Consider the following 13,302-nt stretch of genomic DNA (forward strand, 5'->3'; position numbering starts at 1 on the left):
TAGCTAAGCCCGCCAGCGCCGATGGTACTGCACTCGGGAGGGTGTGGGAGAGTAGGACGCCGCCGGACTCAACGTGAACAGAAAGGCCCACCCTCTGGGGTGGGCCTTTCTGCGTTTCAGGCTGAGGGCTCGGTCAGGTGCGGTCGCCGGTGATGTAGTCGGCGAGCGTGGTTCGTTCGGTCTCCAGCTCGTCGATGCGGTTCTTCACCACGTCGCCGATGCTGACGACGCCTCGGAGGGCGCCGTCCACCACGACCGGGACGTGGCGGAAGCGGCGTTCGGTCATCAGGCGTTCCACGTCTTCGAGTTGGGCCTCGGGGGTCACTGTTCTGACCTGGGTCGTCTGGATGGCGCTCACCGGCTCGGCCAGGACGGCGGCGCCGCGCGCGGCGAGCGCCCGCACGATGTCCCGTTCACTGACGATGCCGTCCACCACGGCACCGTCGCGTGAGACGACCACCGCACCGATCCTGTGGTCGGCCAGCGTGGTCAGCAGCCGCTCGATAGGGGTGTCCGGTGGCACCGTGACAACCTGCTCGCCCTTGACCCTGAGAATGTCACTGATCCGCATCGTTCCTCCTGAAGTCGGCCCGCACGTACCCACCTCTATGCCGAACCCACCCCAACCCTGTCAAGAACATTCCCCGCCCGGAGTGTTCCGGCACCGGTTCCGCCTTCCGGGGAAGCGCGATCCTCACCAGGACACGCTCCCACCCCCTCACCGCGGGCGGCGTGTGGAGTTGAGGTGCGTGGGTGGGCCGAACTCCCCACGCCAGGACGTGGCGCGGGCGGCGTGTGGAGTTGAGGTGCGTGGGTGGGCCGAACTCCCCACACCAGGACGTGGCGGGGGAGGGGTGGGGTCTGGAGGTGGATATGGCGACGCCACCGCCCAGCCGGGCGGTGGCGTCGTGGTGGATCAGCGATTGAGGAGAGCTGCCAGTTTGTTGCGGGTGGAGGCCTTGGCGGCGGCCCGGCGGCGGGCGATGTAGATCGCTGCGGCGACGGCGCCGGCGACCGCTAAGGCGGCGGCTGCGAAGGGCGCCGGGTTGCGGCGTGCGGCTTCGGTGGCCTCGGCGGCTGTCGTGCGGGCCGTGTCCGTCGCCTGGCGGGCCGCTTCACCGGCCTGGCGGGCTGCGTCACCGGCCTGGTTGGGGACCGCGCGAAGCTGGTCGGCCGCCTTGCCGGTCGTGGTCTGGTCCGTGCTCATCGGTAACCTCCTGAGGATGCGCTGGCTGGGGTTATGCCCTCTATGCCCCTGGTGTACCCGCGACCAACCTTCCGTTCCGGTTCATTCACGCTCCAGGACCGACGCTAATCGGGCACTGCGCCCCGTGTTGTCCATGAACTGACAGCACGGCGGGTCAGCTGCGGGGCTCCAGCACCGCGGTGCCGGTCCGATCCTCCTCCTCGGATTCGGAGGTCGTCTCCTCCGTACCGGATGATTCGGGCGCCTCATCTCCCAGGGGAACCGGGAACAGGCCGGGGATGAAGGCCGACGTCGGTTCCTCGTCGTCGTAGTCCCCGGCGTCCGAGGCGTCCTCGGCGGCGAGCGCGGCCGCCGAGCTGTAGAGCGTGGACGACACCGCTGTGCCGTGCACGACGGGAACGGTCAGGCTGGGCGGGGCGGCGTCCTCGTCGTCGGGGGCGGGCCGGGCGGCGGGCTTGCCGTACAGGAAGGGCGCGGGGGCCACCGAGGAGATCTCGCGGGGGCGCGGGGCGAGGCCGCCGGCGCTCTTCGGCAGGTTGAGCAGGACGGTGTTGAGGTTGCCGTCGGTGACCTCGGCGAGTTCGGCCAGGGCGCGCCGCACCGAGCCGCGGCTGGTCCGGCGGAAGTCGCCCACCAGCAGGACGTGGTCGCTGAGCGCGGCCAGGGCGATGGCGTCGGAGGCGCTGAGGACGGCGGCCGAGTCCAGGACCACCACGTCGCAGTGCTCCTGGAGGGCGCGCAGGACGCGGGCCAGCTGCGGTCCCTCGAGAAGGTCGACGTGTTCACCGGTGCGGTGGCCGGCGGGCAACACGCGCAGGCCCGGCACCGTGGTGTCCTCCAGAACCTCGGAGACCGTGGCGTCGCCGTCGAGCAGGGTGGTCAGGCCGTAGTCCCCGGGAACCTGGAAGACCTGGTGCTGCACGGGGCGGCGCAGGTCGGCGTCGACCAGCACCACCGAGCGGCCGGCCTGGGCCAGTGCCACGGCCAGGTTGGACGCGACGGCGGTGCGGCCCTGCCGGTCGCCGGGGCTGGTCACCAGGATCGTGGTCGCGGCGGAGGTGCGCAGAGTCGGGTGCAGGCGGGCGCGCAGGTACCGGTAGGCCTCGGCAGCCGGCGATCCGGGGTCGCGCAGCAGCATCGGCAGCCCGGTGGTGGTGCCGGCCGGGCGCCCGGCCCGGGGGACGGTCGCGAGCACGGTCGTGCCGGCCAGGCGTTCGAAGTCCTCACGGCTGCGGATCAGCCCGCGGCTGCGGGCCCGGATCAGCGCGGTCCCGGCTCCGAGCAGCAGACCCGCGCCGAAGCCGGCGAGCAGGTCCGGCAGGAGCGGCCGGGTGTACGGCTCGGTGGGCAGGCTCGGCGGGCTGATCAACTGGGGACCGGCGGCCGAGCTGGAAGCCGGAGCGGGAGCCTGGGAAGCGGTGGCCGGGTTGCGGTAGTTCAGATACGCCTCGACCAGCGCCCTGGCCCGGACCTGAGCGGTGAAGCGGTTGTCAGCGGAGTAGACCAGGCTCAGCACGGTGGTGCCGGGGACCACCTCCAGTTCCAGACCGCCGAGCATCTCGCTCTTGCCGAGACCGACCCGCTGGGCGGCGCTCAGAGCGACCGCGTCGGAGCGAACGAGGGCACGCTCGGTCTCCAGGTCCGGCGCGGTCCGCGTCTCCACGAGGATGCTCGCCTCCGACCGGTACTCGGCGGGCACCGACCGGTTGATCCCGTAGGCAGCGGCGACGGCGGCTGCCGCGACCACCATCGTCCACGGGCCGTACCGGCGTAAGGTGCGCGCGGATCGTCCATAGATGGTCATGCCGGCAGCCTTCCCCATTCCGCCCGGCGGGGCGTCATCGGTGATCTCAAGCCGGTGATTCTCGCACCGTGTCACGGTCCGCGCGTCGAACGTTCCGGCGATATCCACCCCGCCGGTAGGGTTTACCGTGACTCAGGCGGCGGTGGCGAGGCCCTGCTCGGCCCAGCGGCGCAGGACCGCGGACGGTGCGGCGCCGGCCTGCCGGGCGATCACTTTGCCGTCGCGCATCAGGAGCAGCGTGGGCACCGCCTGGACGGCGAACCGGCGGTGCAGGCCCGGTGCGGTGTCGACGTTCACCTTGACCAGCTTCACCCGGCCGGCGAGATCACGGGCCACCTGTTCGAGCGCCGGCCCGACCAGCCGGCAGGGGATGCACCAGGGTGCCCACAGATCGACCAGGACGGGGAGAGGCGACCTGTCGGCGATCGCGTCGAACGTACGATCATCGGCGTCGGCAATCCATGGCAGTGCCGCGCGGCAGGCGCCGCAGGATGGCGTCCCGGTCGCGGTGGCTGGCACCCGGTTGCGCTTGCCGCAGGAGATGCAGGAGACGATTCGCGGTTCCACGCCGTGTTCAACGATTTCCACCCGCGAAGACTTCCTGGGGGAGCGGTCAGCGGACGACGGAGAGGTTGCCGCGGGGGTTGCGGGTCCGGCGGGTGGCTCGGACGGCCAGGACGGCGAGGACGAGCACGGCGGTGACGCCGCCCAGTTGCAGCAGGGCCTCGGCGACGCTGATCGACGAGAGGGAGAGCCCGTAGAGCGCGAACCCCGTCACCGCGGCCAGCGCGGCGGCGCCTGCGAGACGCCCGAGGGCCGCGCGGGTGCTCCGGAAGCGGTCACCGTGCCCCAGCCAGTACCCCGGGAGCCAGCGCTGCAGCAGCACCGCGAAGAGCAGCGGCGGTGCCACCGCGCCGGCCGCGACGACCAGGCACATCAGCAGTCCGGCGCCCTGCAGGGTGGCCGCCACCGCGCCGGCCGTGGCGAGCGCGATGACGTCGAGGCGGCGCTTGGCGAACCGGGTCTGTGCGACCAGCCACAGCGCGCCCACGGCGATCGGCGGGATCAGTGCCGGAACCGGCGCGAGGTACTCCGCGGAGGCCCAGAAGACCGCGACGTAGGCGGTCGCGAACGCGGCGGCGCGGGCGGCGTAGCTGTTCATCGGCGGCCTCGGGTTTGAACGGGTGGTAGGCCTGGACTTTCGGCGGCCCACCGCCCGAACTGAGGAGTCCGATCAGCACTCCGCCTTGCCGAGCCGCCAGTAACCCATGAACGCCACGGCCCGGCGGTCGACGCCGCAGTCGGTGACCAGGTGCCGCCGCAGTGTCTTGATCACGCCGGCCTCGCCGGCCAGCCACGCGTAGAAGCCGTCGATCGCCGTCGCCTCCTCCGGGACCTCCCAGAGGATCTCCTCGTCGACGTTGACGTCGTCGAGGTCCACATTCGCCGGAGCGGTGCAGTCGCCGAGCAGGCGGGCGGCGGCCGACTGCACGGCCGGGACCAGGTAGGTGCCGTGCGACGCGCCGTCGCGGGCCAGCCAGGTGACGCGGAAACCGGCGGGTGCGGCGATGTCCAGCACATCGGCGCTCTCCGGGACCTCCAGCAGTGCCTCGCCGGTGGCGTCGGCGGGCAGGTTCGACAGGATCGAGGCGATCGCCGGTACCGCGGTCTCGTCGCCGCCGAGCAGGATGCGCCGGGTGCCGGTCGGCGGGTGGAAGTCGATGCCGCCGGCGTTGCCGGTGAAGTCCGCGTTCGGCCCCATGATGCACGCGGTCGCACCGGGCGCGGCGGCGACGGCCCAGCGCGACGCCGGGCCGTTCACCCCGTGCAGCACCATGTCGACGTCGATCTCGCGGCGGGCGGCGCGGACGGCGCGGACCGTGTACGTGCGGATCGGGTTGCGCTGCTCGTCGGGCAGGCAGCGCCACTGCGAATACCAGTCCGGGCCGGTCGGCAGGTGCTCGTGGCCGGACCCGGGCAGCGGCGGGATCAGCTTGATCCGCTGGTCCCAGCCGTTGTCGGCGAATCGGTCCAGCTCGTCGCCGATGAAGGTGACCCGCAGGAAGTTCGGGCTCAGCCGGGTCACCCGGGACACCTCGACCGGGAAGAACCGGAAGGGTGTCGCCTCGGTGGGTACGACGGTCTGGGTCACGGTTCCTCCCTGGCGCTCCGTTTAGGTAACCCTAACCTAAGCTACCGGACTGCACCGGGCGGCCTCCTTCAGACGGCCTCGGTACGACCGATCGGGACGGGTCCGAGCACAGAAGGAGTGACATGCCGCAGAGCCTTACCACCGCCCTCACCTTCAGCGACGCCCTCGTCGAGGACTGGTCCGGTGCCCTGCAGCCGCCGACCGTGCTGATCGCCGACGACGACGATGACATCCGGGAGCTGATCACCTTCAAGCTGCAGCGGGCCGGCTACCGTACGCTCGTGGCGGGCGACGGCCGTGAGGCGATGGCCCTCGCCGTCAACGAGCACCCCCAGCTGATCCTGCTCGACGTCTCGATGCCCGGCCTGGACGGGATCGGGTTCTGTTACGAGCTGCACTCGTCCCCGCAGACCGCACACATCCCGGTCATCATCATCAGCGGGCGCGGCTCTCCGTCCGACGTGGAGATGGGCCGGATGGTCGGCGCCGAGGACTACCTGGTGAAGCCGTTCACGCCGGCCGAGCTGCTGCGCCGTGTCGAGCGCCTGGTGCCCGCCGTGGGGCATTGACCCTCAGACACGGAATCGCTGCACCACCTGGCGCAGTTCGCCGGCGACCTGGGTGAGCTCGCTGACCGATGCGTCGGCCTCGCTGAGGGCGGCGGTGGTGGCGTGCGCGGCGCCGGCGACCGCGTTGATGTTGCCGGCGATGGTGGAGGAGCCGTTCGCCGCCTCGCCGATGCTGCGGCTCATCTCGTTGGTGGTGGCGGTCTGCTCCTCGACCGCGCTGGCGATCGTCACCTGATAGTCGTTGATCTCGGAGATGATCCGGGAGATCTCGGCGATCGCGGTGACCGCGCTGGAGGTGTCCGCCTGGATGGCCTCCACGCGGCGCGCGATGTCCTCGGTGGCCTTGGCCGTCTCCTGAGCGAGGTCCTTGACCTCGGTGGCGACCACGGCGAAGCCCTTGCCGGCCTCGCCCGCCCGCGCCGCCTCGATGGTCGCGTTCAGCGCCAGCAGGTTGGTCTGCTCGGCGATCGACGTGATCACCTTGACCACGTTGCCGATCTCCTCCGAGGACGTTCCGAGCTTGGCGACGGTGTCGTTGGTCGCCTGCGCCACGCCGACCGCGCCCGAGGCGACCTGGGCGGCGCTGTTGGCGTTCTCGGAGATCTCCCGGATCGACGCGCCCATCTGGTCGCCGGCCGCGGCGACCGACTGGACGCTGGCGGACACCTCGTTGGCGGTGCCGGCCACCAGCCCGGCCTGCTCGGCGGCCTCGCGGGACTCGGCGTCCAGGCGGGTGGTCAGCGTGCTCAGCCGCTGGGTGACCGTGCCCAGCACCTCGGCGTCGTGGTTGAGCTGGCGCACGCTGGTGATCAGGCCCTCGCGGGCGCGGTTGGTGGCCTCGGCCATCTGGCCCAGCTCGTCGCGGGAGCGCACCTCGGCGGCCACCGTGAGATCGCCGTCGGCGACCGCGCTCAGAGCCGTGGAGACCGTGGCGAGCTGGCGGCGGATCAGCTGGATCACGCCGAAGCCGACGAAGGCCGCGATGACGAACCCGATCAGCAGGCCGCCCAGTGTGATGATCCGGGCGCGCTGGAAGGCGCTGCTTCCCTCCTTGTCCATGGCGTCCGCGTCGGCCTCCTCGGCGGCCTGCAGGTCGTTCATGGTCGCGGTGATCGTGACGTTGGAGGTGTTGAACGCCTTGGTGATGTCGGCCTGGGCGGGCATCTCGAACCCTGCGGCGGGAGCCTCGCCGAACAGGACGACGTTGCTCAGGTTGCGGTAGTACTGGAAGGCCTCGGCGAAGACGTCCAGCTTCTCCAGGCGGTCGGGCGCGTCGGACGCGGTGGCGATCTCGCGATAGCGGTTGATGGCGGTGTCGATCGTCTCGGCCGCGGCGTTCTTGGCCTCCAGGCCCGCCTGCTTCAGCTCGTCGTTGCGGCTCTGCGTCCCGACGTTGTAGCGCAGGGCGCTGCGGAACCAGTCGGTGAGGCCGCCGCGCATGTTCGCGATCTGCTCCATGCTGTCGACATGGTTGGTCTTCATGTCGTGCAGGTTGTCGCGCAGCGCGCTCATCCGGGTCAGTGAGACCGCGGTGACGGCGACCGCCACGATCGCGACGCAGACCGCGGCGACGGTGCTCTTGATCAGCAGGCTACGGTCACCGAGCAGCCGCTCCAGCAGGCCGCGCCGTACCCGGGTGGTCACTGGCTGCATCGTCTCCTCCGTCGGGCGCGCCGATTCGCGCGATCAACTTTAGAAGCGATTCCGGGTGATTTCGGCGAATTGCGCAAGTAGTCCGGAGACCTGGGTGCTAGCCGTGTACGAGCGCGATGCTGCACCTGGCCCGGTGCAGCAGGTGGCGCCCGATCGACGGGCGCAGCGCCACCCGCAGCGCGCGGCGGATCCGGGCGCCGGCCACCACGAGTTGCGCACCCGCGGCCGCCTCGGCGAGCACCTCGCCCGGCTGGCCGACCAGGATCTCGGTGGTCACCGGCACGCTCGGGAAGCGGCGCCGCCAGCAGGCGACGATCTCCTCGAGGCGCCGGCGCTCGGTGGCGACGGCGTCCAGGTTCGCCTCCGACAGCAGGTCGCGGCTGTCCGGTGGCGGCCAGCCGTGCACCGCGCGCAGGGGCACGCCACGGACCGCGGCCTGCTCGAACGCGAACCCGAGGACCTGGCCGGCGTTCGGTGAGTCGTGGACGCCGGCCACCACCGGGTCGGTCGTACGGGGCTCGCCGCGTACCACCACCACGGGGCAGCGCGCGTGTGCGCCGACCGAGGCGCTCGTCGAGCCGAGCAGGTTGCGGACCGCGGAGTGGCGTGGGCCGCCCACCACGAGCAGGCCCGCGTCAGCGCCGCGCTGGGTGAGTGCCACGGCGGCGGTCCCGTGTTCCACGCGAGCGCGTACGCGTACAAATGGATGTGTTATCGCCGCTGAATCGATGGCCCGGCCGAGCATGTCCCCGACCGCGTCGTCCGTCTCCGAGTCGGGATAGACCGCGGCAGCGGGCATCATCGCCGCCGCGGGCACATAGCTGGGCCACTCGTACGCATAGAGCAACTCCACCGGCGCGTCCGTGCGCTGGGCCTCGTCAAGCGCCCACAGGGCAGCCTTGCGCGCGGCCGGAGAGCCGTCGTACCCCACGACGATCTTAGAATTGGGCACGGTGAGCCTCCTCACATTCCTACCCTGATCGTCGTGCGTGACCGACCCTTCGAGCAAGGGCGAAGGGCTCAGCTCTTCAGGACCTTCAGCACGGCCTCGGCCACGGCGGTCGACGACGCCGGGTTCTGACCGGTGACCAGACGCCCGTCGGTGACCACGTGCGACTGCCAGTCGGCGGCGCCCGAGTGCCGCGCACCCAGCTCCTCCAACCGGCTCTGCAGCAGGAACGGGACCACCTCGGTGAGGCCGACGGCGCTCTCCTCGGTGTTGGTGAAGCCGGCGACCCGCTTGCCGGCGACCAGCGGGCTGCCGTCCGAGAGCGTGACGCCGACGAGCGCGGCCGGGCCGTGGCAGACGGCGGCCACCACGCCGCCCCGCTCGTACAGGTCGCGGGTGAGCGCGGCGAGGTCCGTGTCGGCCGGGAAGTCGAACATGGCGCCGTGGCCGCCGGCGAACAGCACCGCGTCGTACGCGGACTGATCGACGTCGGCGAAGCGCGGAGTGTCCTTGAGCGCGGGCAGGTCGAGGAAGGCGCGCTGCACTGGGTCGTCCAGGTCGGCGCCGTCGACCGGCGGCTCACCCCCGGCGACGCTGACCAGGTCAACGGTGTATCCGGCGTCGGTGAAGACCTTCCACGGGTGCGCGGCCTCGGGCAGGTAGTAGCCGGTCGAGCGGACCCCGGCCAGGTCGTCGTGGCTGCTGAGTGCGATCAGGATCTTCTTGGTCATGCCTCGATTCTGGTCCCGCACAGCCATCGGCCACCAAGAGGATTCGTCGAAGTGAGCCATCGGAATACTGATGGCATGTTGCCGCTGGACCTGTTGCAGACGTTTCTCACGGTTTACCGCGCAGGCACCCTCACCCGGGCCGCTGAACTGCTCGGCCTGTCCCAGCCGACCGTCACGGCGCAGCTTCGCGGCCTGGAGAAGCGGATCGGGCAGCCGCTGTTCGTCCGTGGTGTCCGGGGCGTGACGCCGACCGCGGTCGCCGAGGACCTCGCGCGCCGGCTGGACGGTCCGCTCGACGCCCTCGCGGCGGTGGCGGGCGGGCTCGGTGAGGCACCGGGACCCGCCGGGCGGACGCTGCACCTGGGCGGGCCGGCCGAGCTGATGAGTGCCCGGGTGCTGCCCGCGCTGGCCGGGACGATCGCGGCCGGTGTGACCGTCCGGGTGCGGCTCGGGCTGGCCGAGGAGCTGCTGTCCGAACTCTCCGGCGGGCAGCTCGACCTGGTGGTCAGCGCGATCCGGCCGCGGCGCTCCGGAGTCTTCGCCGAGCCGCTCTGCGACGAGGAGTTCGTGCTGGTGGGCGCGCCGGGTAAGACGTTCCGCCCGGACGCGCGGCTGCTCGCGTACGGGGAGGAGCTGCCGATCATCCGGCGGTGGTGGCGGCACTTGCTGGGTACACCGGTTCCCCAGAAGAGGGCCGTCCTGGTCGTTCCCGACCTGCGGGGACTGCGCGCCGCGGCGATCGCCGGGATCGGGGTGACCGTGCTGCCCCGCTACCTCGTGGCCGAGGATCTGCGTGCCGGGACGCTGGTGGACCTGCTGCCCACCGAGGATCCGCCGATCAACACGCTCTACCTGGCGACCCGGTCCGCCGGCCGGGACGCGCCGCACGTGGCGGCGGCGCGGGAGGCACTGCTCACGCAGGCTCGTCTCTGGTGACCCGGTTCCCGGCGATCTCAGTGATCCAGGGCTCGACCACCTCGTCCAGCAGCGCCGCCAGGGCCGCCGCCGACCCCGTGGTCAGCGGCGCGAGCGCGTCGCGGACCGCCGCCCGGGCCATCGAACCCGCTTTCCGGAGAACCGCCTCGCCCTGCGGGGTCGGGCAGAGCCAGACCCGTCGCCGGTCGGTCTCGTCGCGTTCCCGCTCGATCAGGCCCGCCGACTCCAGGCGGTCGGCCAGCGGTGTGATCGAGGACTGCGGGAGAGAGAGCAACCGGGCCAGCGCCCCACCGGTCAGGCCCTCGTGCTCACCCAGCACATAGAGGGCGAGCAGGTCGGTCGGCGACATGCCGGCCCGGACCGCGCCCTCCTCCATCGCGGACTGGACGATGCGCCCCGCCTGCAGCACGAGGTAGCCCAGTTCGCGGCCGCCCGGCGAGCGGGCGAGCGATTCGTCCGGGGTCACCTCTGTCTCATCGGCGCAAACGCGCGGTGCCTGATCGGAAACATGGATTTGATCTACGGCGGTTAGCCTCCTGGCGCCATTCCGAGCTGTCGTTGCGCGCAGGAGGAGAATTCAATGGCTGTCAAGGCCGAATACATCTGGATCGACGGTACCGAGCCGACCGCCAAGCTGCGGTCCAAGACCAAGATCCTGGCGGACGGCGCCGAGCCGCCGATCTGGGGCTTCGACGGTTCCAGCACCAACCAGGCGCCCGGCGACAAGTCCGACTGCGTGCTGCAGCCGGTCTTCACCTGTCCCGACCCCATCCGTGGGGGCAACAACATCATCGTGCTCTGCGAGGTGCTGCTGATCGACGGCACCCCGCACCCGACCAACACCCGCTCCGCGTGCGCTGCCACGGCCGCGAAGTTCGGTGACCAGGAGCCGATCTTCGGCATCGAGCAGGAGTACACGTTCTTCCGCGACGGCCGCCCGCTCGGCTTCCCGGTCGGCGGCGGCTTCCCGGCACCGCAGGGCGGCTACTACTGCGGCGTCGGCTCGGACGAGGTGTTCGGCCGCGAGATCGTCGAGGCGCACATGGACGCCTGCCTCGAGGCCGGCCTGCACCTGTCCGGCATCAACGCCGAGGTCATGCCGGGCCAGTGGGAGTTCCAGATCGGCCCGGTCGCCGCGCCGCAGGTCGCCGACGAGCTGTGGGTCGCGCGCTGGCTGCTCTACCGCATCGCCGAGGACTACGGCATCTCCGCGACCCTCGACCCGAAGCCGGTCAAGGGCGACTGGAACGGCGCCGGCGCGCACACCAACTTCTCCACCAACGCCATGCGGTCGTCCTACGACGCGATCATCACGGCGGCGGAGTCGCTCGGCAAGAAGCGCCAGGAGCACGTGGACGGTTACGGCGCGGGCATCGAGCACCGGCTGACCGGCCTGCACGAGACCGCGCCGTGGACCGAGTACAGCTACGGCGTGTCGGACCGGGGCGCATCGGTGCGCATCCCGTGGCAGGTGGAGAAGGACGGCAAGGGCTACATCGAGGACCGCCGGCCGAACGCCAACTGTGACCCGTACGTCGTCACGCGCCTGATCATCGACACCTGCTGCTCGGCGCTCGCCTCCTGATCCCTGCTTCTTGTCAGACCCCGCGCGTAAGTTCCCCGGCGTGAACTTCGAAGTCCTCGCCGGGGATCCCGCTTCGCCGGTGATCCTGCACGTTCCGCACTCGTCCCGGGCGGTCGTCGAGTCCGGGCTGCTCGTCGGCGGGTTCGAGCTGGCCGACGAGCTCGACCACCTCACCGACGCGCACACCGATCTCATCGCCGCGCGCGCCGCCGGGGCCGCCGTCCGCCGGCCGTGGCAGTTCGTGAACCGGTTGTCCCGGCTCGTCGTCGACCCGGAGCGGTTCCCGGACGACAGCGAGGAGATGCTCCGGGCCGGGATGGGCCCGGTCTACACGCGGGGCTACGCCGGTCGGCACCTGCGCGACGGCGACGATCCACTGCTTCTCAAGGAGTTCTTCTTTCCCTACGCGGAGGCGATGACCTCCCTGGTCGCCGAGCGCCTGGCGGCGACCGGCCGCGCGGTGATCGTGGACGTCCACTCCTATCCGACCGTCCGTCTCCCCTATGAGCTGCACGGCGACGGCCCGCGCCCGCCGGTCTGCCTCGGGACCGATTCCGTCCACACTCCCGAGTGGCTGATCGCCGCCGCCCGCGCCGCGTTCGGCGACGTCGGGCTCGACAGCCCGTTCGCCGGCTGCTACGTCCCGAGCACCTTCTGGCGCACGAAACCCGAGGTCGCGTCGCTCATGGTCGAGATCCGCCGCGACCGATACATGAGCGAACCCGGCGGTGAGCCCACGTCTGGGCTGGCCACGGTCGCGGCCGCCCACGCCGTATTGATCGACGCAGTGCCCTGATGGGATTACCCGGGTGGCGGCGATCCCGGTCCCCGGGTGACATGATGGGCCGGGCAGACTGTCTCCCGGCGGCGAAAGGCACGGCAGTCTATGGCGAACTTCGAGGCGCGGACGTCCGCCGAACCCGGGCGGATCATCGTGACCCTCGCCGGGGAGTGCGACCTGTCCACCCGCGAACATCTCACCGCGGTGCTGCTCGACGCGGTCCACCGGGCCAAGGCCGTCTTCGTCGACCTCGCCCAGCTCACTTTCCTCGACTCGAGCGGGGTGCACAGCCTGATCACCGCGTATCACGCCGCCAAGCAACGGGACTCCCGCGTCTACGTGGTCAACGCGACCGGTGCCGTCGCCGCCGTCCTCGAACTCACCGGCCTCGACACCCTCCTGCAGGCCCCCGCCGAGAACCACCGCCATGTCTGAGACGACCGACGGGATGTCGTATTCAGAGCCGGACGACCTGCGGGCCGTCCGGGCATTCGTCACCGAGCGCGCCATCGCCCTGGGCCTGCCCGCCGGCCGCATAGACGTGCTCACGCTCGCCGTCAGCGAGCTCACCACCAACACCCTCCAGCACACCAGCGGCGGCGGCCACATCCGCGTCTGGGCCGACAACGGCCGCCTGGTCTGCGACGTCGTCGACGGCGGCCTCGACCGCCCCTTCGGCCGCGCCATGCCCGCCGCCGAGGCCATCCGAGGCCGAGGCCTGGCCATCGTCGAACGCATCTGCGACGCGGTCTACACAGCAGCGGTCCCCGGCGGCACCCTGGTCCGAATCTGCCTGGACCTTTAAGACAACCCCTTCATAGGTACGCGTCACCCCCACCCCGCCGATCCCCACCGTCCCGCCACCCCACGCGACCCCCTGCACCGTCCAGGCCGCCAGGCGCGCTACGGCGCCCACTGCACCCCCACGCCCCACC

The 13,302-nt window shown here is 71.3% G+C and carries 16 protein-coding genes; 6 read left to right on the forward strand and 10 right to left on the reverse strand.

Annotated elements, in window-relative coordinates; all coding sequences use genetic code 11:
• Nucleotides 1-133: 133 nt before the first annotated feature.
• From AB0M02_RS41195 to AB0M02_RS41220, 6 genes are all read right to left on the reverse strand, one after another.
• The gene (locus AB0M02_RS41195) at nt 134-571 is read right to left on the reverse strand and encodes a CBS domain-containing protein (RefSeq protein ID WP_364237674.1); all 438 of its coding nucleotides are present in this window, start codon (nt 569-571) and stop codon (nt 134-136) included.
• A 345-nt stretch (nt 572-916) separates the two neighbouring features.
• Nucleotides 917-1,207, reverse strand: a complete 291-nt coding sequence (locus AB0M02_RS41200; protein ID WP_364237677.1) for a hypothetical protein — start codon at nt 1,205-1,207, stop codon at nt 917-919.
• Nucleotides 1,208-1,361: 154 nt separating this feature from the next.
• Nucleotides 1,362-3,011, reverse strand: a complete 1,650-nt coding sequence (locus tag AB0M02_RS41205; RefSeq protein WP_364237679.1) for a polysaccharide biosynthesis tyrosine autokinase — start codon at nt 3,009-3,011, stop codon at nt 1,362-1,364.
• 132 nt (nt 3,012-3,143) lie between these two features.
• Nucleotides 3,144-3,599, reverse strand: a complete 456-nt coding sequence (locus tag AB0M02_RS41210) for a thioredoxin domain-containing protein (protein ID WP_364237682.1) — start codon at nt 3,597-3,599, stop codon at nt 3,144-3,146.
• Between the two features lie 25 nt (nt 3,600-3,624).
• Nucleotides 3,625-4,173, reverse strand: coding sequence for a hypothetical protein (locus tag AB0M02_RS41215; RefSeq protein WP_364237684.1), 549 nt, complete (start codon nt 4,171-4,173; stop codon nt 3,625-3,627).
• 72 nt (nt 4,174-4,245) lie between these two features.
• Nucleotides 4,246-5,163 carry a siderophore-interacting protein gene (locus AB0M02_RS41220; protein ID WP_364237685.1) on the reverse strand — a complete coding sequence of 306 codons (918 nt, stop codon included), beginning with the start codon at nt 5,161-5,163 and terminating at the stop codon, nt 4,246-4,248.
• 122 nt (nt 5,164-5,285) lie between these two features.
• On the opposite strand from AB0M02_RS41220, the gene AB0M02_RS41225 reads away from it, so the two are divergent.
• Nucleotides 5,286-5,732 (forward strand): response regulator, encoded by a 447-nt coding sequence (locus AB0M02_RS41225; RefSeq protein ID WP_364237687.1) that lies wholly within the window; start codon nt 5,286-5,288, stop codon nt 5,730-5,732.
• Nucleotides 5,733-5,735: 3 nt separating this feature from the next.
• Here AB0M02_RS41225 and AB0M02_RS41230 read toward each other — a convergent pair whose 3' ends face one another.
• From AB0M02_RS41230 to AB0M02_RS41240, 3 genes are all read right to left on the reverse strand, one after another.
• Nucleotides 5,736-7,385 (reverse strand): methyl-accepting chemotaxis protein, encoded by a 1,650-nt coding sequence (locus tag AB0M02_RS41230; protein WP_364237689.1) that lies wholly within the window; start codon nt 7,383-7,385, stop codon nt 5,736-5,738.
• 97 nt (nt 7,386-7,482) lie between these two features.
• Nucleotides 7,483-8,337: a universal stress protein gene (locus AB0M02_RS41235; RefSeq protein ID WP_364237690.1), complete on the reverse strand. Its 855-nt coding sequence runs from the start codon at nt 8,335-8,337 to the stop codon at nt 7,483-7,485.
• Between the two features lie 68 nt (nt 8,338-8,405).
• Complete coding sequence (locus tag AB0M02_RS41240) at nt 8,406-9,065, reverse strand: type 1 glutamine amidotransferase domain-containing protein (protein ID WP_364237693.1); 660 nt, start codon at nt 9,063-9,065, stop codon at nt 8,406-8,408.
• A gap of 75 nt (nt 9,066-9,140) precedes the next feature.
• Between AB0M02_RS41240 and AB0M02_RS41245 the strand changes: the two genes are divergently transcribed.
• Entirely contained in the window at nt 9,141-10,001 is an 861-nt protein-coding gene (locus AB0M02_RS41245; RefSeq protein ID WP_364237694.1) for a LysR family transcriptional regulator, read from the forward strand.
• On the opposite strand, the gene AB0M02_RS41250 is transcribed toward AB0M02_RS41245, so the two are convergent.
• The gene (locus AB0M02_RS41250) at nt 9,979-10,467 is read right to left on the reverse strand and encodes a MarR family transcriptional regulator (protein WP_364237697.1); all 489 of its coding nucleotides are present in this window, start codon (nt 10,465-10,467) and stop codon (nt 9,979-9,981) included. The two genes, AB0M02_RS41245 and AB0M02_RS41250, sit on opposite strands and share 23 nt — an antisense overlap.
• 114 nt (nt 10,468-10,581) lie before the next feature.
• Between AB0M02_RS41250 and glnII the strand changes: the two genes are divergently transcribed.
• The 4 genes from glnII (at nt 10,582) to AB0M02_RS41270 (ending at nt 13,172) form a co-directional block, all read left to right on the forward strand.
• Nucleotides 10,582-11,586 carry a glutamine synthetase gene (gene glnII / locus AB0M02_RS41255; protein ID WP_364237700.1) on the forward strand — a complete coding sequence of 335 codons (1,005 nt, stop codon included), beginning with the start codon at nt 10,582-10,584 and terminating at the stop codon, nt 11,584-11,586.
• 40 nt (nt 11,587-11,626) lie between these two features.
• Nucleotides 11,627-12,382 (forward strand): N-formylglutamate amidohydrolase, encoded by a 756-nt coding sequence (locus AB0M02_RS41260; RefSeq protein ID WP_364237703.1) that lies wholly within the window; start codon nt 11,627-11,629, stop codon nt 12,380-12,382.
• 90 nt (nt 12,383-12,472) lie between these two features.
• Entirely contained in the window at nt 12,473-12,802 is a 330-nt protein-coding gene (locus tag AB0M02_RS41265; protein WP_364237704.1) for an STAS domain-containing protein, read from the forward strand.
• A complete protein-coding gene (locus tag AB0M02_RS41270; RefSeq protein ID WP_364237707.1) occupies nt 12,795-13,172 on the forward strand; it encodes an ATP-binding protein in 378 nt (125 codons plus the stop codon). The genes AB0M02_RS41265 and AB0M02_RS41270 overlap by 8 nt, the downstream gene beginning before the upstream one ends.
• Nucleotides 13,173-13,302: the final 130 nt, after the last annotated feature.

Origin of the sequence: Actinoplanes sp. NPDC051861, assembly GCF_040681145.1 — a bacterium.
Lineage (GTDB): Bacteria > Actinomycetota > Actinomycetes > Mycobacteriales > Micromonosporaceae > Actinoplanes.